The 19345-nt window shown below is 44.0% G+C and carries 17 protein-coding genes; 10 read left to right on the forward strand and 7 right to left on the reverse strand.

Features of this window, described 5'->3' with window-relative positions; translation table 11 throughout:
• Positions 1-51: 51 nt before the first annotated feature.
• The 4 genes from NV379_RS13650 to NV379_RS13665 are packed head-to-tail and all read right to left on the reverse strand — an operon-like array spanning position 52 to position 4879.
• Positions 52-1152 carry a YheC/YheD family endospore coat-associated protein gene (locus tag NV379_RS13650; protein ID WP_258207873.1) on the reverse strand — a complete coding sequence of 367 codons (1101 nt, stop codon included), beginning with the start codon at positions 1150-1152 and terminating at the stop codon, positions 52-54.
• Positions 1153-1160: 8 nt separating this feature from the next.
• Complete coding sequence (locus NV379_RS13655) at positions 1161-2294, reverse strand: YheC/YheD family endospore coat-associated protein (protein WP_258207874.1); 1134 nt, start codon at positions 2292-2294, stop codon at positions 1161-1163.
• Positions 2295-3662 (reverse strand): YheC/YheD family endospore coat-associated protein, encoded by a 1368-nt coding sequence (locus NV379_RS13660; protein ID WP_258207875.1) that lies wholly within the window; start codon positions 3660-3662, stop codon positions 2295-2297.
• Between the two features lie 14 nt (positions 3663-3676).
• Positions 3677-4879 (reverse strand): YheC/YheD family endospore coat-associated protein, encoded by a 1203-nt coding sequence (locus NV379_RS13665; RefSeq protein ID WP_258207876.1) that lies wholly within the window; start codon positions 4877-4879, stop codon positions 3677-3679.
• 187 nt (positions 4880-5066) lie between these two features.
• Here NV379_RS13665 and NV379_RS13670 point away from each other — a divergent pair, with 187 nt between their 5' ends.
• From NV379_RS13670 to NV379_RS13710, 9 genes are all read left to right on the forward strand, one after another.
• Positions 5067-6221: a DUF445 family protein gene (locus NV379_RS13670; protein WP_258207877.1), complete on the forward strand. Its 1155-nt coding sequence runs from the start codon at positions 5067-5069 to the stop codon at positions 6219-6221.
• A gap of 12 nt (positions 6222-6233) precedes the next feature.
• Positions 6234-6566, forward strand: coding sequence for a YlbF/YmcA family competence regulator (locus tag NV379_RS13675; RefSeq protein ID WP_258207878.1), 333 nt, complete (start codon positions 6234-6236; stop codon positions 6564-6566).
• Between the two features lie 206 nt (positions 6567-6772).
• Positions 6773-8146, forward strand: a complete 1374-nt coding sequence (locus NV379_RS13680) for an extracellular solute-binding protein (protein ID WP_258207879.1) — start codon at positions 6773-6775, stop codon at positions 8144-8146.
• Between the two features lie 88 nt (positions 8147-8234).
• The gene (locus NV379_RS13685; RefSeq protein WP_258207880.1) at positions 8235-9185 is read left to right on the forward strand and encodes a carbohydrate ABC transporter permease; all 951 of its coding nucleotides are present in this window, start codon (positions 8235-8237) and stop codon (positions 9183-9185) included.
• 16 nt (positions 9186-9201) lie between these two features.
• Positions 9202-10032 (forward strand): carbohydrate ABC transporter permease, encoded by an 831-nt coding sequence (locus tag NV379_RS13690; RefSeq protein ID WP_258207881.1) that lies wholly within the window; start codon positions 9202-9204, stop codon positions 10030-10032.
• Positions 10033-10051: 19 nt separating this feature from the next.
• On the forward strand, positions 10052-11521 hold the full coding sequence (locus NV379_RS13695) for a PTS transporter subunit EIIC (RefSeq protein ID WP_258207882.1): 1470 nt from the start codon (positions 10052-10054) through the stop codon (positions 11519-11521).
• Positions 11518-12348, forward strand: a complete 831-nt coding sequence (locus tag NV379_RS13700; protein ID WP_258207883.1) for a PRD domain-containing protein — start codon at positions 11518-11520, stop codon at positions 12346-12348. The genes NV379_RS13695 and NV379_RS13700 overlap by 4 nt, the downstream gene beginning before the upstream one ends.
• Positions 12349-12412: 64 nt before the next feature.
• Positions 12413-12691, forward strand: coding sequence for a hypothetical protein (locus NV379_RS13705; protein WP_258207884.1), 279 nt, complete (start codon positions 12413-12415; stop codon positions 12689-12691).
• Positions 12692-12782: 91 nt separating this feature from the next.
• A complete protein-coding gene (locus NV379_RS13710; protein ID WP_308860288.1) occupies positions 12783-14126 on the forward strand; it encodes a DRTGG domain-containing protein in 1344 nt (447 codons plus the stop codon).
• Positions 14127-14133: 7 nt separating this feature from the next.
• On the opposite strand, the gene NV379_RS13715 is transcribed toward NV379_RS13710, so the two are convergent.
• The 3 genes from NV379_RS13715 to NV379_RS13725 all read right to left on the reverse strand — a co-directional run bounded on the left by NV379_RS13715 (position 14134) and on the right by NV379_RS13725 (position 15342).
• Positions 14134-14430 carry a YtpI family protein gene (locus NV379_RS13715; protein WP_258207885.1) on the reverse strand — a complete coding sequence of 99 codons (297 nt, stop codon included), beginning with the start codon at positions 14428-14430 and terminating at the stop codon, positions 14134-14136.
• Positions 14431-14512: 82 nt separating this feature from the next.
• The gene (locus tag NV379_RS13720; protein ID WP_258207886.1) at positions 14513-15016 is read right to left on the reverse strand and encodes a sporulation membrane protein YtrI; all 504 of its coding nucleotides are present in this window, start codon (positions 15014-15016) and stop codon (positions 14513-14515) included.
• Positions 15013-15342 (reverse strand): YtrH family sporulation protein, encoded by a 330-nt coding sequence (locus tag NV379_RS13725; protein WP_258207887.1) that lies wholly within the window; start codon positions 15340-15342, stop codon positions 15013-15015. The genes NV379_RS13720 and NV379_RS13725 overlap by 4 nt, the downstream gene beginning before the upstream one ends.
• Positions 15343-15644: 302 nt before the next feature.
• Between NV379_RS13725 and NV379_RS13730 the strand changes: the two genes are divergently transcribed.
• The gene (locus tag NV379_RS13730; RefSeq protein ID WP_258207888.1) at positions 15645-19286 is read left to right on the forward strand and encodes a DNA polymerase III subunit alpha; all 3642 of its coding nucleotides are present in this window, start codon (positions 15645-15647) and stop codon (positions 19284-19286) included.
• Positions 19287-19345 lie beyond the last annotated feature (59 nt).

Here is a 19345-nt window from a genome sequence, read left to right on the forward strand (position 1 = left end):
AAAGAAACTCCCGATTCTTATGGAATGGGAGTTCTTCTGTATTTACAACAGTTATTTTTCTATAAAAGAAGCCTCTGATAATAACATCTTCGCATATTCAAGCGGGCGCTTAATCGCTTTGCGATATGTTTTCGTCTCACCAATTTTGGAGAATACCTCTCTAGACGGCTTCGGATTAACTTCAAGTAACCACACACCACCATCTGGATCTATCGCAATATCAAGTCCAAGCTCACATAGCTGTCCATAGCGTTCTTCTAAGAAGTAGGCGGTCTGGTAGCCAAGTTCATTCACATTCTCTACGATCTCGCTGATCTTCTTCCGTGAATTAAAGCGTTGTTCTAGTAACTTATCCATGGAGATTGCTGTACCGCCGCCATGCAGATTTGAAGTGATACTGCGCTGTGGGCCAATTCGTCCAGCAACACCAGTGATGTCCCAATACCCTTCGCCATCCTTTTGAATAAGCAGCCTGTAATCATGAACTCTGCCATTTGGCAGACTTAGATCAATGCCTTGTTGGATCAAGTATCGCTCGTCAATTTTCCAAGGTGTGAGCTTGCTCGCAATATCCTTAAGTGCAATGCGCTGCGGTGTCATAATCGTCCGATTGGCATTACGACCTTCGATGACACAAGTGTTATCCTCTTTCAGTTGGAGACGCACAATACCTCTACCACCGGTACCACTCTTGGGTTTTAAATAGATGACTTTATGTTTACGCAAAAAGTTTAGCAAAGCTGCATTCGTTGTATATTGCTTCGTATTAGGAAGCATGGTACCGATCAGTGGATCTTCCGACATGACCTGATGAAGTGCCCACTTGTTTGTAAGAGGTTTAGCCATATAATTCAACTTATGTCTATTGCGAAACGCCCGAAGCATTCGATATTTATCAGCGCCATGATAGCGACAGCGATCATAAATAAGTGAAGGGATTGGAACCCATTTGCGGGTCCATATTTCGTCCTCGATGTCATATACATAGGCATGGATTTCCCGCCTTGCCGCGGAATATTCCAGTGGCGTAAATACAGCGATGGAAAGGCCCATTTGTTTGGCATAGATGCTAAGTTTTTTGTAATAGCCCAATTCTTCAAATGTGGTTCCATCTAGATAAACGGCGATAATGCCGAGCGTTTGTTCAGACATGCTCGAATTCACCTTCTCTTTTTGTTCTTTTTCGCTAAAAATATACTGAATCGGATAATGCGTTCGAGCGATTTCTTCCGAATATGGGGCTCATCGAATTTCATGGGCTTGGAGTTTGCTTCAAAAAACCAGGTTCGCCCTGATTTATCGATTCCAAGATCCATCGACATTTCACCAAGTAATTGACCTGAAGATCTTTCAATATGTTTGGCAATGAATAGTGCTGTCGATTTCATTTGCTTGAGAATATTTTGCGCGAGTTCATTACCGAATGTTTGGCTGAGCATTTTCTCTGGGTCTTCAATGGAGCCACCTCTAGGCACATGCGTCGTAATGCTCGAAGCCCCGGCGAGTCTCGCACCTATTCCTGTAAAGCTCCATTCTCCCTTCGAGTTTTTCTGGATCAAAGCACGTAAATCATAAGGGCGATCTTTGTAATTGGCTAGATCAATACCCTGTTGAATAATGTACTCCTCATTCTTTTGATATTTTTGAATTTTTTTCCATAAGGTTGCTGATGTAGAATGAAGAGAGTTTTGGGTCTTAGTTGTGTCTTGGATCGTTAACTTATACAGCGGCATCATCGGATTTAGCGATTTGCGCTCGACTAACATAATGCCTTTACCCGCTTTACCTCGAACAGGTTTTAAGTAGATGATCGGAAACAATTTAATGAGTGATTCTAGATCGTTGGAAGTCGATAATTGTTGTGTGATTGGAATGTAATCGTTCGTCTCAGAGGATTCACTTAACCACTTGTATAAGGACCATTTGTTAAAGAAGCCAGGATTGAATAGATGAAGGTTCTTCTGTTTGATACATGCTTGAATTTTCTGTTGTACTTCTGGCTGCATCTCTTGATGACGGTAGGGAATCCGATTATAGATAACTTGTGGGAAAGGCATCCATTGGCGAAACCAAGCTTCATTGTTCTGGTCGTAGCAGAAGGCGTGAACACGAGTGCTGCTTAAGTTCAGGTCTTCTGCTGTAACAACAAACACTTTAGCATTATAAGTACTTCCAATACGTATGAGATCTATAAAGTTAGAGCGGTTGCCTTGGAATTGATCAGATTTATCTGCTACCGTTAGAATCCCAATGCTAGGAGAGGATGAATGTTCATGTGAGGAGTCTGCAGACACTTATTCATTCCTCCTTACGCGAAAATTGCTGAGGAATAGGCAATGATCATAAATATTCATTAATGACTGCCTTTCTTCCGCTTTAAGAGACGGATGTTTAAAGATCGATCGTCCTGGCTTGGAATTGGCTTCGAACATCCAGATCTGTTCACGTTGGTCAATACCAAGGTCGAATCCGAGTTCGCCAAGATGATGCGAATAGTTCCGCTCTAGCGCTTGAGCTAAATTGATAGCTGTATTTTTGGCATTACTGAGTACAGCGTCAGCGTGATTGCCATATACTTGCTCTAATACTTGTTCAGGTGTCATTAATGATCCGCCGGTACGAATATGTGTAGTTACACTGCCTTTACCGGCTTTCTTGGCGCCTATCGCAGCAACAACCCATTCATTATCCAAGTTCTTGGTCATATGGAAGCGGAAGTCGATCGGACAATTATCGATCTCAATTAATCGAATGCCTTGCTGAGCGACATAAGAACCTAACATGCCACGATGCATGCCAAGCATCCGTACGAGATCATCGAATTTGGTGAAACGAAGCAGGGTGTTCTTTCCGTTCTTGCGATATCGGACAAAATATCCGCGATGTGGATGGAAGGTTACCCGATAAATCCCGATTCCCAGCGATCCTGCAGATGGTTTTAAATAGATAAACCGGTGTACCTGCAGCATTTCTTTCACTTTGTTCGGAGATGGATTAATGACGGATTCAGGTACGTGTTTGAACTGTTCGTCATTTTCCAATAGGGCGTATACGTCTGATTTATCGAAAAAGCTCCAGTTAAATAGCGGGATATTACGCCGCTCGAAACGTTCTTTAAATCCGTCCATTTGCGGCTGTTTCTCCAATTTGCGAGAAGATAAACGATTGTAGACGACATCTGGCAGCGGAACAACTTTGCGCACGAATGCACCATTTGGGCGCATGATGTATCCGTTTATGGTTTCATTCTGCCAATCTACGTCGTTCGGTCCGAAAGCGATGAAGAATGATTTGTCGTTACCCGTGCGCATGATCTGTCGTATGAAAGAAGTCCGAGCACCAAAAGGCGAGAGATTGTTACCCGTATGCGCGGTGAAAATACCGATAAGCGGTCCGAGATTAATTTCTTTGCCATTGGTGGAGACGACATGTGATACCCCTGTCCGTGGGAGTTTGATCGAATTGAACATCAAGTTAGATAAATACAAGTGTAAACCGGCTTTTTTCACCACCCGAAGTGGGGCAGTAAATGATTTGGAGCCGAACCGGACGAGGATAGTTTTAGAGTTTGTAAGATGTAGAGTGCGTGCGAGATCGTTGGATACGTAGACCATTCTGCTAGGCTTGAGTGTGGTATGGATGGTGCATGTTGTCAAACTCATTGTAGATTACCCTCCTAAGCATGATGCGTTAAGCGACTAACGGTGCCAATCTGGTGCGACTTCCAGGGCATGCCGCCTTTTCGTTGCAATAAATAATGGGCATAGTGGATCGGACACTCGAGTGCTTGCTTTTGCGCTTCTTTGTTGTGCATATGTGTAAATACGGATCGTCCGGGCTTGGAGTTGGCTTCAACGATCCATATATGTCCGTCAGCGTCAATCCCAAAATCCAAACCAAGCTCTGCTAATCTGCCATAGTAATGTTCCAGATGTTCTGGTATTTCTTTGGACAGTATCGTAAGCTGTTTCATGATCTGCTGCGATTGTTGATAGCCATAGCGTTTTTTTAAGAATGGTGCGGGTGCAATTGCCTGACCTCCTCCATGCAAATTGGCAGTAATACTGTCCTTTGAACCACAACGCACAGCCATCCCGGTTGTTTGCCAGCCACCGAATCCGTTCTTTTGAACTAAAGATCGGATGTCAAATGCAACTCCATCTTCGGTGTGTAAACTTAAGCTGTCTTGAACCAGATAGTCTCGTTTACCGATAAAAGCCCGAATCCATCTCCATAGTGCTGTGAAATTTGGAAAAGCTTGATTCAAAGATTCATTGCTAGAACTTCTTCCTGTGATGTGAAAAGGTTCATTCTCATTTGAGGTAGAGGTGACTTTCAGTATGCCGCGACCTTGACTGCCTCCATTGGGCTTCATAAAAGCTTCGCCTTTGCGCTTTAACCAATCTAATAGAACTTGAGCAGATGAGAGTTTAGCGGTAACGGGCAAATAGGGAATGAACTCGGGCACTTGGCGAAGGGTTTGATACATTTCCCATTTTCCTGGTAGTCCATAGCTTAAGAAGCGTATCCCAGGGAGTTCAGATAGCTTCCTGCGCATGTGCTGATATTGTTGATAGACCCGGCGCGATGCATAGAAACAGCGATCATAGATCAATTCAGGAAATGGGAACAGATTCATCTGCCAAGATTGTGATTGGATATTCCAAGAGTAGCCCTTTACCTGCTCTAAGCTCCAATCCATATCAAGTGGTGAGAATACGAAAGCCTGAATATCGAGTGCCTGACTTTGGATCGAGAGACCTCTGTAAAAAGCTCCGTCGGCAAATGGGAAATCATGTCGTTTACTTCTGCTATGGGTAGCCATGATCCCGAGGGTACCGACCACTTGATTTGTTGCTTTTGGAGTGATAGACTTCATGGTCCACCTCGATCTCATGAATTGGGTGCTAATGAAGTAAAGGGACATGTTTCGCAGCTCACCATGTATTGTGATAAAATAAGATGCGGGTTTGGTGACCCATTACTTCTTCATCATATGAGGACATAAAACCACTTGTGCTTGGCGCGCCTAGTGTGTTTATAGAAGAAAGAAGGAAAATAATCGTATGAATCCTTTATGGACGAATGTCGCGAGTATCGCGATTGCTGGGTTTATCGGCGGTGTAACGAATCATTTGGCAATTAAAATGCTGTTTCATCCTCGTCATCCAATCTATTTATTTGGGCGCAAACTACCCTTTACACCAGGTCTAATTCCAAAGCGCAAGGATGAAATTGGGCAATCTTTAGGTAAAGTAGTAGGCGAGTATCTAGTAACTTCTGAAGGCATTCAAGGTGCGCTTCGTTCTCCTGAATTACGAATGACGATTGAACGTAAGCTAACAGATGGGCTTGAGTCCTTAAGCACGCAGGAGAAGACCATCCGCGAACTAGCGCTGCAGTATTTGCCTGCAGAAGAAGTAGCCGTATGGGAAACAAGAGTCGCAGAGTGGATGAGAGCGCGTTCGCACGATGCAGTTGATCTCTTGTGGTCATCAGGTGATTTCGCGAATAAGAAGCTTGGGGAATGTATTCCGAATTGGAATGATGATCGTAAGCTTCTTATTTCTCAAACAATTGTGACCTCACTTGTCAGCGAATTAAAGAAAGAGCTACAAACCTTAAACGGGGAACGTATGCTTCGCCGGATGTCCGGGCAATTTCTTGAGAAATCAGGTGGATTCTTAGGTGCTCTAGCAGGCATGTTTATGGATGAAGACAAGATGCTAGGTAAAGTGCGCAGCGCGATATTCGAGCAGTTGGATTCGCCGATGGTGCAGGAGAGCATCCAGAAGTTTCTTCTTCGTAAGATGGAAACTTATGAAGACATGACTGTTGATTCGGTCTTGCAGTGGTTGTCTAACAACGGAGGCATCGGTTGGGTTAAGGAGCAGATGGATCAAGTTATTCCTTGGGAATCATGGCTTACACGACTTGGAGATAGGAAAGTAAATGACTTGTTAACGCAGGAGCGTACAAGTTGGCTGACTTCCCATATCCCATATGTGGTTGATCGCGTTCTCCGATTTGTAGAATCAAGAATAGATCGAGTCATTAATGCTATTGATTTACCTGCGATTGTAGAGAAACAAGTCGCAGACTTCCCAATTGAGCGAATCGAGATGATTATTCTAAGTTTGTCTGGCAAAGAGTTCCGCGCTATTACTTGGCTAGGCGTTTTGTTGGGCTGTTTAATTGGGGTTATTCAAATTTTCTTGTAGGGGGACACAACAATGAATTTACATGACAACGCGTATGAATTAGCAAAGGCTATTCGTTCTTGCCCAGAGTTTCAAGCGATGCAAGCGGCTAAGGAGAAAGTAGAAGCGAACGAAGAGGCGAAGAAGATGTTGGTAGACTTCAGAACTCGCCAAGCGGAAATGCAAAATCAAATGATGACTGGACAAATGCCACCGGAAGATGAAATGCAAGACTTGCAAAAGATGTTCGAAGCAGTTGGCGCAAATCCAGTTATTGCGGAGTTGTTCGATGCAGAGCGTCGTCTTTCCGTATTGATGGAAGATGTACAGAAAATCATCGCGGCTCCGTTCCAAGATTTAGCGTAGTGTTGCAACCGGAAGTTACAATTTTCTGTTGACGCTTCCAATTATTTCATGTATGATCGTTTTAAATTCATATTCAACCAATAACATGTTACCGAAAGGGCATTAGTTATGAAGATTATTCTTCTTAACTATGCCCTTTTTTTGCGCTCATCAGGCGGGATATGACTAATACCAAATATCGTTATAAAAGGGAGATGAGTAGAAAAATGCAAAAGAAAAAAGTCGCATTGTCTGGAGCTGTAATTGCTTCCTTACTTGCTGTAAGTGTGGGTTGTGGTAGTAAAGAAGCAGCAACATCACCTAGCCCATCTGCAGCAGCAACACCTACACCAGCATCTACTGCAGCAGCAACGCCGGCTGCTACGCCAGCAGGTAGCACAGATACGCTCAAAGGTGATTTCGAGATCCAGTATTTCGTAGGTGGTTATGGGGATGCTTGGTGGAAGAAGATGGTTGAAGAGTTCGGTAAATTGCATCCGAATTTAAAAATTAAGCAGTCTGCAGGTCCAAAAATTAACGACCAAATGCAGCCGCGTTGGATTCAAGGTGATCCACCCGATGTCGTCTATATCGATGGAGCGGGTTCCAACGAAGCGCAAATGGTTAAAGACGATCAGCTCTTGGATATTACCGATTGGTTCAAAGGCGCGAAGAATGCCGATGGCAAACAAATTTCTGACTTGTTAATTGCCAAGCCAATTGATTATAGCGGCAAAACTTTTACAATCCCACTCGTATTCGGATCATGGGGTACTTTCTATGATAAAGCTTGGTTTAAGGAAAAAGGTTGGAAAACACCAACTGACTTCCAAAGCTTTATGGAAGTATCCAAAACCATTAAAGATGCGGGAATTAAGCCTTACATTCACACAGGTATGTACCCGTATTACATCAGTGGTGGATTCTTAGATTCAGCTATCATTTCGGAAAATGGCGGCGATGCTTCAATCTTGAAGAAAATCGAAGCACTTGATCCAACCGTGTTCTCTTCTGATCCATTTAAGAAAGCTTTAGATAAGCTTGCACAAATTCGTGATGCAGGTTTCATCGATCCAGCTTCTGTAGGGATTAACCATACCGATTCGCAAATGCTTTTCTTACAGCACAAAGATGCGTTTATTCCAAATGGTCTATGGGTTGAGAATGAAATGAAAGCGAATATTCCAGCAGGATTTACATTCGGTTTCATTCCTTCGATCGCTCAAGATGCAGGTAAACCATCTGTTGTCGTTCCTTACACAAGCCAAATGGCAATCGCGAAGAAATCGAAAAATCCAGAAGCAGCTAAAGCATTCGTGCAGTACATCTTAACGGAGAAATCAGCTGTTCAGTGGGCTGAACTTGCAGGAGTTCCAATGAACTTGAAAGCAGATTTGGAGTCTTCCAAAGCAGGTGCAATGGCGAAGGATGCAGCAAAATCTTTCAATGACAAGAATACAATCGTAGCTCCTGTTATTGCCGTCAATAAAGACTATGAGAAAGTACGTAATGATGCGCTAGTTGCATTTACGCAAAAGAAAATTACTGCAGATGAAGTGATCAAACGTCTTGTTGATGTGGCGAACAAAGCAAAGAAATAATGTTGAATAAGGCGGAACACGTAGCTTGAGGGTAAGGGTGTATTCCCCCTTATCCTCTTCTAATTCCACTTGAACCGGAGGTTAAGATATGTCGAGTCCGAAGATTGAAGCAACAAAGCCCCCTCTTCTACCCACGAAAAAATCAAGCTTGAAGACGGCTAAGCGGCACCGCACAGTGTTCATGACGGTATTCTTATTACCGACCTTTATTTTCTATTGTATCTTTACCGTATACCCACTTTTACGTGGTTTATATGTCAGTTTCTTCGATTGGTCAGGTAGTGCAGAGAGCATGAAGTTTATTGGACTTGATAATTACAAAGAAATGGCGAATGATCCGATCATCCTTATCGGGCTACTGAATGACTATTTTCTCGTTATCGGAAAAGTGATAGGGATTGTCGTACTCGCAACCTTGTTTGCTGTTGCTGTAACACGCATGCGTGTGCAGGGGGCATCCTTCTTCCGAGTTATCTTCTTCATACCGAACATTATCTCCGTAGCGGTTATTGCCGTACTCTGGCGTGCAGTCTATCATCCTTCGCTCGGATTTCTGAATAGTTTCCTGTCTTTGTTTACGTTAGAGCCTGTCAGCACCGTATGGCTGGGCAACTCACATTCCATCTGGGCGATACTTGTACCTTCCATCTGGGCAGGGATAGGTTTCTATATGGTACTGCTCATAGCAGCGATCTTGTCGATTCCATCGGAAATGTATGAAGCGAGTGAAATTGATGGAGCGACAGGAGCCAAGCAATTTTTCAGAATAACGCTCCCACTTATATGGGAACAAGTGAAAACTTCTATCTTACATATCACGATTACAACACTCAATGGCTCCCTAGTCATCGTATGGATCATGACAGAAGGCGGACCAGATAATGCCACGCAAGTTATGGGTTCGTATTTGTACCAAATGGGCTTTAGACAATCCCATATGGGTTATGCTGCAGCCATTGGTGTGCTGATCTTGCTCGCTTCGCTAGTTACAACAGCCATTTTATCCAGATTGTTACGCAGAGAAGTTCACGAGATGTAATGAAGGGGGTGCTGGAATGAGTAAAGTATTGCGAATTATTCTTTATATCTTCTTGGGATTCTGGGCGCTGATGGTGCTCTATCCGTTATTCTGGACATTTGTAAGCTCACTTAAGAGCAATCAACAATTCATACTCGGTAAACCATGGGACTTTCCGAAGTTACCACTGATGTGGGACAATTTTGCGAATGTATGGAACAACTACAACATTGGACATTTTCTAATAAACTCGGTCATTGTAACGGTGTGTAGTACAGCACTTGCCTTGATTTTGTCCGCGTCAACCTCGTATGTCATCGCGCGGTTTTCGTTTAAACTCAGAGGATTCTTGTTCTTCATGTATGTGTCTGCACTCATGATCCCGCTCATTATGGGACTAGTACCGTTATTCTTCTTGCTGAGCTCGCTGGGCTTAAGTAATACACTATTTGGTCTCATTCTCGTGTATGCAGCCTACCAATTACCGTTCGGGATTTTCGTCATGGTTGGCTTTTTCAAGACATTGCCGCGCGAAATTGAGGAAGCCGCATCGATTGATGGATCTTCTTTGTATGGAACATTTTTCAAAATTATGCTACCTTTATCGAAGCCAGGCTTAATGTCAGTGACGATCATGAATTTCTTAACGATTTGGAACGAGTACATATATGGAGTTGTACTTGTCAGTCGTCCAGAGACCTACACATTGCCTGTCGGCATCGCTGTTATGCAAGTAGAAATGCAATATAAGACAGAATATGGACCACTCTTTGCAGCACTAGTGATCTCGATGATTCCAGTCTTTATCGTGTATGTCTTGTTCCAACGGCAGATTTCAGGCGGGATTACGGCTGGTGCAGTCAAGTAAGAAGAGTGAGAGGCATCCTATGATGAAATTGAGATTATTAGGTTTTTTGCAGACGATCGCTAGATCGCTGATGATTCCGATTGCTGTATTGCCTGCTTCAGCCATTTTGCAGCGTATTGGGCGAATGGAATTTGAGCATAGCTTACTACAGCAAATAGCCAAGGTGTGTCATGCAGGTGGTGAAGTTATTTTTGATAACTTGCCCCTGCTTTTTGCAATTGGTATCGCAATTGGTTTTACAGCTGGAGATGGCATTGCAGCATTATCTGCAACGGTCGGTTATATGGTGTTTGCAAAGGTGCTTGCGAATTATGATATTGTGGATGCCACGGGTAAAGTGACAGAACGGCTGGATATGGGTGTATTAGGGGGCATGATGACGGGACTTATTGTTGCCTATTATTATCGGAATTATAAGAATATTAGGTTGCCGGCAGTACTCGGTTTCTTTGGTGGCAAAAGATTCATTCCGATCATCACCTCCCTTACGATGGTGCTTGTTGGAGTAGGTATGGGATTTATATGGCCGACGATTCAGCAATGGATTCGCATAATTGGGATGGAGATTGTCTCTGCTGGAGGGACTGGAGTCTTTATATACGGATTCTTAAATCGCTTGCTCATTCCAACCGGACTGCATCATATTATTAACTCGATATCTTGGTTTCAGATTGGTGAGTATACAGGAGCAACAGGGGATATTGTTCATGGCGATATGGCAAGATTCTTTGCAGGTGATCCAAGTGCAGGGATGTTTATGACAGGATTCTTCCCAATTATGATGTTTGGGCTACCTGCAGCAGCCTTTGCTATGATGAAATTTGTACATAAAGATCAGCGTAAAATTGTCGTTCCTTTATTGTTAAGTGCAGGTTTAACTTCATTCTTTACAGGGGTAACAGAACCGATCGAATTCACATTCATGTTTGCAGCACCCGTGCTTTATGTTGTTCATGCGCTTCTAACAGGAATTGCAATGGTTATTGTTTATTTGCTAGATATTCGACTTGGATTTGGATTTTCGGCAGGACTTATAGATTTTGTGTTGAATTGGAATTTAGCTAGTCGTCCAGCGCTGCTCCTAGCTGTTGGCGTGTGTTATTCCGTTATGTATTATGTGGTATTTCTAGTATTAATTCGACTATTTCGATTTCGAACACCAGGACGAGAATTTGCGGAGGATTCAGGCGTGGAGGTTATACCTGCTGAGCAGAGTGCATATACCATTGAAGATCAAGTAAGCTTAGTGCTCCGACAAGTTGGAGGGATGAACAACATCGTATCCGTGGATGCCTGCATTACTAGACTTCGCTTAAAGTTAAAATATGATGTCGTTGTACACGAAGTTGAACTGAAGAGATTCGGTGCCTTTGGTGTGATGCAAATGGGCAGTGGCAGTGTCCATATCGTATTTGGTACGGATTCAGAATTGATTAAGGATAGCATCGAGAAAAGAATGTCTACATACCGGGTAGGGGGGCTTGTATGATTACGAGGAAGATTGTACATGTGCTTTCACATAATGTGGTGATGGCGAAGCTTTCTACGGGCAAGAATTCGATCGTGTTTGGCAAAGGCATCGGATTTAAGCGTACGCCAGGGATGAAGTTAGATGAATCGGAGGTATCGCAGGAGTTCCTCATTCATACCTCTGAAGTCCTTGAACATTATGAGCAAGTGTTATCTTCAGTTGATGCCAAAATTATTGGTGTGACAGAAGAAGTGATTGCGTATGCACATAGTCAGCTTGCAGGTGATTTCTCTGAGACGATTCACGCTGCGCTTGTGGATCATATTAACTTTGCCGTTGAGCGCACCAGACGTGGAATTGCGATTACGAATCCTTTTGCCTATGAAATTCAGCATCTATACAGTGAAGAGTACGATATTGCCAAGCGTGCGGTTGTATTCTTAAATACACAGCTTGATGTCGAGCTTCCCGATGATGAGATTGCATTTCTTGCGATGCATTTTCATGCTTCTCGCAGCAAAACAAGAACGGTAGATTCTCTGGAGCTAGTTCGGCTTGTTTCGCAAATTATTGAAGAGGCGAAGACGATCGGGATTCAATTTGAAAGTAGTTTTTCAACAATTCGGTTTATTTCTCATCTCAAAAGCTTAATTGATCGCGTACGCAACCAGAAGTCGATCCAGAATCCCCTTTTGTCCAAAATAAAAGAAGAATGCTCAGCATCGTATGAGAAGGCGAAACAACTATCCGTAACGATTGAGAAGAAACTACAGTTACCTGTCGTAGAAGACGAAATTGGTTTCTTAACCTTGCATATTGAAAGGTTTAATGTACCCGTTAAATAAGGGCATGTTTCTTCATTTCCCTACATATAGATGAATTGTACAAGTCTATGTTGGAGGGGAAATCATGAAAGGGATGAAGCGGATATTATATTTTTGCTTAGCGCTAGGGATGCTGCTCTACGCGATTCCTCATCTTATATTTGAAGCGAGCTGGACGTTGCAAACCGTATTTAGTGCGGTGTGGCTGGTGTTTGCCTTGATTATTCTTGCGGCCAATTTCAGAGAAATGGTTGCGGTGGATGAGGCGAAGAAAGAACAGCTCAAGAAGGTACAGCGCGTGAAAAAATGGCAAGCACAGCAGCGAATGATGGGTAAACGCAAAGTGCTTCAAGTACGAAAGTAGCAGAGATGCTGCTTTTTTTACTTATCAGAACGTATATGGGTATAATGGGTTATACAGATTAGCACAGAGTTCTAATATTGGGGTGTAACAGATGAGTGAGAAAAATGGAGAAATGATCACAAAACATGAACAGATTTTACAATACATAGAGAGCTTAAATTTAGGAAGTAAGATTTCGGTTCGAAAAATATCGAAGAATCTTGGTGTAAGTGAGGGAACCGCATACCGAGCAATTAAAGAGGCAGAGAACATCGGGCTTGTATCGACAAAAGAGCGGGTAGGTACGATTCGGGTCGAGAAGAAGCAACGTCAAAATATTGATAAACTCACGTTCGGTGAAGTAGTGAATATTGTGGAAGGCGAAGTGCTTGGCGGTGCGAGTGGACTGGATAAGACTTTGCATAAATTCGTCATTGGGGCGATGCAGCAGGATGCGATGGTACGTTATATTGAGCCGGGATCACTGCTTATTGTCGGGAATCGTTACAAGGCACACACGGCTGCTTTGCAGTATGGCGCAGGCGTGCTCATCACCGGGGGATTTGAAACATCAGATGAGACGAAGCGATTAGCAGATCAGCTGGAATTACCGATTATTCGATGCTCGTATGATTCATTTACCGTTGCTTCGATGATTAATCGTGCCTTATATGACCGGATGATTATGAAAAAGATTATGCTGGTGGAAGATATACTGCTCGCAACACCGACAGAGGGTCTATATACGCTCAAAAGCAACTCCACACGCAGCGATTGGCAGCGTTTATTAGAAGAAACCGGACACAGCCGCTTTCCAGTCGTGGATGATTCGCAGCGCATTATAGGTATGGTGACGCCAAAAGATATGGTGCGTGCAAGTAGTGATCAGACCGTAGACAAGTTAATGACACGTAACCCGATTACCGTAAGTCGGAATATTTCGGTAGCTTCGGCCGCTCATATGATGGTGTGGGAAGGAATTGATCTGCTTCCTGTTGTTGATGATCATCGCAAGATTATCGGAGTCATTAGCAGGCAAGATGTGCTCAAGGCGATGCAGCAAATGCAGAAGCAGCCGCATCATGGAGAAACATTCGAAGCGCTGATGTGGGAAGGTTTTATCGAGGAGCGAGATGAGAGTGGTAATTTGGTGTTTAGTGGGACGATTACCCCGCAGATGACGAATCACTTAGGAACAGCATCTGAAGGGGTACTAACCTCATTAATGACGAAAGCTGCCTATCGTGTTGTTCAGGAACACAAAAAAGGCGACCTCGTGCTCGACAACATGTCGAGTTACTTTGTGAGGCCGCTGCAAATTGATGATGTGATTGAAATTCGTCCAACCATTATTGAAGTGTCACGGAAATTTGGGAAAATCGATGTTTCAATTTATCATGGATTGGTGTTAGTCGCCAAAGCGATTCTCACCGCTCAATTCATTGATCAGTCCTAAGCTTTACTTAGGCTTTATAACGATTGAAATAATTCAGATTACGAATGCCGGAAAATAAATTAAAAAATCCAAGCAATAAGCAGACTGTTCCGAATATACGACGCATGTTCGTGTCAGAGAAGAAGAACAATTGTGTAATAGAGATGAATACAAGCATAAGTCCCATACAAATATTCATACGAGCTGCATAAACCCCACGTTGTTTCGGGTCGGTGTGTCTACGATAACGGAAGGAAAAGTAGACAGATAAGACTAGCGTAACGAGTACGAGGACGAACAAAAGAGTACGAATCATGTCAAGCATCAAAGATCATCCTTTGGTGTTTTTCTTTTACTCTAGTTGTTTTAACTCGTAATTGCAACTAGCTGTCACAGGATGTCCACGATTAACGCGGGGGGTTAGTAGGTGCTTCTTTGGCGGTAAACCAGACATTGAGTTCTGTCCCGATCAGTTCGATGAATTTAACTTGGACGCGGTAGTTTTTTTCAAATACATTATAGAAAGTTTTATCGGATATGAGTTTTTCATAGACAGGTGTTGCTCGATTGGCAGAGGAAATGCGTTGTCCACGAATGATCTTCAGTTCATTCTTAACGCGCTTCTTAAGTTCCTCTTGAATGCTCTCATTCAGCTTTTCACTAGAATCATTGGTATAGTACACGTTGATGAGCTTGATGAGTGAATTGTTCTTCTGATATTTCATTAAGTTATCGTTGTCATCAGTAATGTTCTTATTCTCGCGGCGCAACTGGTCGTTCTCTGTGACTAACTTGTCGAAGTTAAACTGATGCGTACTCATGAATACAGCAGCACCTACGACTCCACCGCATACGAAGAGGCTAAATGCAGCAAGCAGCATTCTCCAATTTGTAGCAGAGGACTTGCTCACGGTTGTCCGCCCCCACGACATATCCAAGCAATGAAGGTAGTTCCGATATGCGCGCCAATAAATGCAGCAACGATGAGTAGGATCTGCTTGAGTGCAGGTGCGATATTGCCTTCGAGAAAGTTGCTTTCGATATAACGAATCGGGTCAATGGTACCTCCTACAGCGGCGACCATCGCCCAAATTTTAATATTCTCCGCAATAAGTAGCATCTTGGCAGTTGGCGATTGCAAGGTGATGACCGCAGCAATTCCAGCTAACATTGAGCCGCCAAGTACAACACCGAATGCCACACAGAAATCGACGATTACTTTCGTTAGGAACGACATATTCGTACACCTTCTCCACGTTTAGGTTTCATACTATCATCTTATGGGACGAGGGTAGGTAATTATGATAAACTGTAAAGAAAGATCATAGCGCTTGTTTATAACGTTAGTGGAGAATAAAAGATGCACTGGAAGAGCGAAGCGTTCGCCTTTGAAATCGTGAAAATACCATTAAATCAATTCAAATTTCACGATTGAGACTCACAGGCTTTCGGTAGGAAAGCCACTGCGTAAGCATTAGTGTTTCTTTTATTCGCAGCGACTTATCGTTTTAAACAAACGCTACTACGGGAGGGAAGAACATGAGCGAATTTGTGCACTTACATGTACACAGCGAATACAGCCTGCTAGACGGAGCTGCACGCATACACGATCTGGTTGACCGGGCTGCTGAACTTGGTATGAAGTCACTGGCGCTCACCGATCATGGCGTGATGTACGGGGCAATTGCTTTTTACAAAGCGTGCGTGGCCAAAGGAATTAAACCGATCCTCGGATGTGAGGTTTACTATACAGCAAGCTCGATTGCGGTGAAGGGAAGTCGGCAAGAGCAGCCGATTTATCACCTTATTTTGCTTGCCAAGAATATGCAGGGTTATCAGAACTTAATGAAACTCATCTCAATTGCACATTTGCAAGGTTTTCATTATAAGCCACGGATTGATGCCCAGCATCTGGCGCAGTATTCGGAGGGGCTAATCTGTACGAGTGCTTGCTTAGGAAGCGAAGTGTCACAACATTTGCTCCATGAACGTAAGGATGAAGCGATCGCCGCAGCAGAGCGGTATCGTGACATTTTCGGAGATGATTTTTATTTAGAAATTCAAGATCATGGCCTGCTGGAGCAGAAGAAAGTCATGGCAGCAATGATCGACTTGTCCAAAGAGACCGGCATTCCATTAATCGCAACCAATGATGCACATTATGTTCGAGAAGCTGATGCGCAGGTACAGGACATCTTGCTATGTATTGGAACGGGTAAGACGGTTGAAGATGAGGGTCGATTAAAGTTCAGCAGCTCGCAATTGTATCTAAAAAGCACAGAAGAGATGGAGCGCTTGTTCCCTCACGTACCGGAAGCGATTGCAAATACGCGTAAAGTGGCTGACATGTGTAATCTGGAGCTTAAGTTTGGCGAGTCGATCTTGCCAAGTTTTAAACCAATTCCAGAGGGGATAGAAGCTGGCTCCTATTTACAACGATTGTGTCAGAGTGGACTCGAGACTCGATATGGCAAGTTGCCAGAATGGACGGCCGAAGACGGGGAGTTCCGCGCGAAGGTCGAGGAGCGGCTTGCATATGAACTTGGTGTCATCGAGCGAATGGGGTTCTCCGACTATTTTCTAATCGTATGGGACTTCATTGCTTTTGCTCATCGAAAAGGGATTGTGACAGGGCCAGGACGGGGTTCGTCTGCGGGTAGCTTAGTTGCATATGTGCTAAACATTACGGACGTTGATCCGATTAAGTACAAGCTTCTCTTCGAGCGATTCTTGAATCCAGAGCGGATCACGATGCCCGATATCGATATCGACTTTAGTGATGAGCGGCGGGATGAAGTCATTGAATATGTCGTTCAGAAGTACGGTGATCAGCATGTTGCGCAGATCATTACGTTCGGTACGATGGCAGCGAAGGCGGCTGTACGTGATGTCGGACGTGTAATGAACATACCGTATAACGATGTAGACAAAGCGGCGAAGGCGATTCCGCGAGCGCTTGGAATTACTCTTGAAGATGCGATGGTGGCAGGGTCTGATTTGGATAAGCTGACTCGTTCCAGCCCGCGAACAGCAGAGCTGCTCGATATGGCGAAGCGGGTAGAAGGCATGCCTCGTCATGCTTCCACGCATGCGGCTGGTGTCGTTATATCTCGAGAACCGCTCACGCACTACGTACCCTTGCAAGAAGGGACTGCTGGGACACCGCTCACCCAATACTCAATGGAGTATTTAGAGGCGATTGGTTTGCTCAAAATGGACTTTCTCGGTCTGCGTACGTTATCTATTATCGAGCGGACAATGAATTGGATCAAAGAGGAGCAAGACTTAACGCTCAAATGGACAGACGTGAATATGGATCACGATCCTTTAACGTACGCCATGCTCGGTCGAGGGGATTCTTCTGGTGTATTCCAAATGGAATCTGCAGGCGTAAGACGTGTGCTGAAGGATATGAAGCCTTCGGAGTTTGAAGATTTAATCTCTGTTGTTGCCCTGTATCGTCCAGGCCCAATGGAGTTTATCCCAAAGTATATCGCAGGTAAACATAAACTCGTCGAGGTGGAATATCCACATCCGACGTTAATTGATATTTTGCAAGATACGTATGGCATTATCGTGTATCAAGAGCAGATCATGCAGATCGCCTCTAAGATGGCAGGGTTCTCGCTTGGAGAAGCAGATTTGTTACGTCGTGCTGTTTCGAAGAAAAAGCGTGAGATTCTCGATGAACAACGGGCCCATTTCGTAACGGGTTCGATTGAACAAGGTTATGGCAAAGATGAAGCGAATCATGTCTATGATATGATCGTTCGCTTCGCAGATTACGGCTTCCCGCGCGCTCATGCTACCGCATACGGCGTACTTGCTTTCCAGACTGCGTACTTAAAAGCCCACTATCCGCGCCAGTTCATGGCGTCGATGTTAACGGCTGTAATGGGTAGTCATCGTAAAGTGGCAGAGTATGTGGATGAGTGTCGTCGTATGAAGCTTGCTGTACTCCCGCCTGATGTGAATGAAAGTGGAGTTACCTTTACTCCGCTAACCGATCAGGATGCCATTCGCTTCGGACTTGCAGCAATTAAGAACGTTGGGACACAAGCGATTGAAGCGATCCGTAAGGAACGAGTGACAGGACCTTTTGTCTCTTTACTAGACTTCTGCCAGCGTGTCGATTTGCGTGTGTGTAACAAGCGAGTGATTGAATCTCTGATTCAAAGCGGAGCAATGGACAGTCTGCCTGGTCATCGGGCACAGCTGATTGCAATGCTGGATGAAACCGTTGAACAAGCCATTAAGTGGCGCAAAGAACGGGACGATCTGCAGCTTCACCTGTTTGGCTTTATAGAAGAGCCGAACTGGGAAGTGGAGTATCCGAACTTAAAGCCCTACACACAAGGACAAGTGCTCGAGTATGAACGTGAGCTGCTTGGACTGTATATATCCGGTCATCCGCTGGATGCGTATGAGGAGAAATTGCAGGAGCTTGAAGTCGATCCGATGCATCAATTGTTAGAGTATCTGGATAACGGTGAGGTACTTGTGGCAGGGATGGTCGCATCCAGTAAGACGATAGTGACAAAGAAGGGCGATCCAATGGCCTTTATGGAACTTGAGGATCGTGTTGAGAAAGTTGAAGTCGTTCTCTTCTCGCGTATTTGGAAAATGGCAGCTTCTGCTGTGCAGAAAGGCAATCTTTTACTTGTAAAAGGGAAGCTGCAGCTAGGCGATGAGGATGAGATCAAAATTATTGCCGATGATGTATGCCGCTTGGATGATCTAGATGGGATCAAACGCCTGAAGCAAGTGCGACCTCCATATTCATCAGGAGTTAGTCGTAATTCGAGCAACAACACGTCTGCACGAAGACCTTATAACAAGCCCGAAACCCGATCTACAGCACCTGTTCGTCAATCGGAACAAACGCAATCCGCGACCCTTGAGGCGAAGCCACAAATTTCGGAGGAAGGTGTGAGTTTCTCCACGGAAACGAAACCGAAGAAGGTGTATATTAAGATTAAGGCTATACATGAACGACCTGAACAGCTAGTCGTCTTAAAACTCATGTTGCAACAGCACAGCGGATCATCACCTGTCATTCTATTTTATGAAAGTGACCGTAGATCCCTTGCGCTTAGTGAGAAATATCAAGTGAACCCAACACCTGTATTATTTCAGCACATTGAAAATTTATTAGGCAAAGACTGTGTCGTCGTGAAATAAAAAAGTAGCCTCCCGCATAATTTGTATAATCACTATGATTATCATCGTGCAAAAGGGAG

Origin of the sequence: Paenibacillus radicibacter (assembly GCF_024721995.1) — a bacterium.
GTDB classification, from domain to species: Bacteria; Bacillota; Bacilli; order Paenibacillales; family NBRC-103111; genus Paenibacillus_AM; species Paenibacillus_AM radicibacter.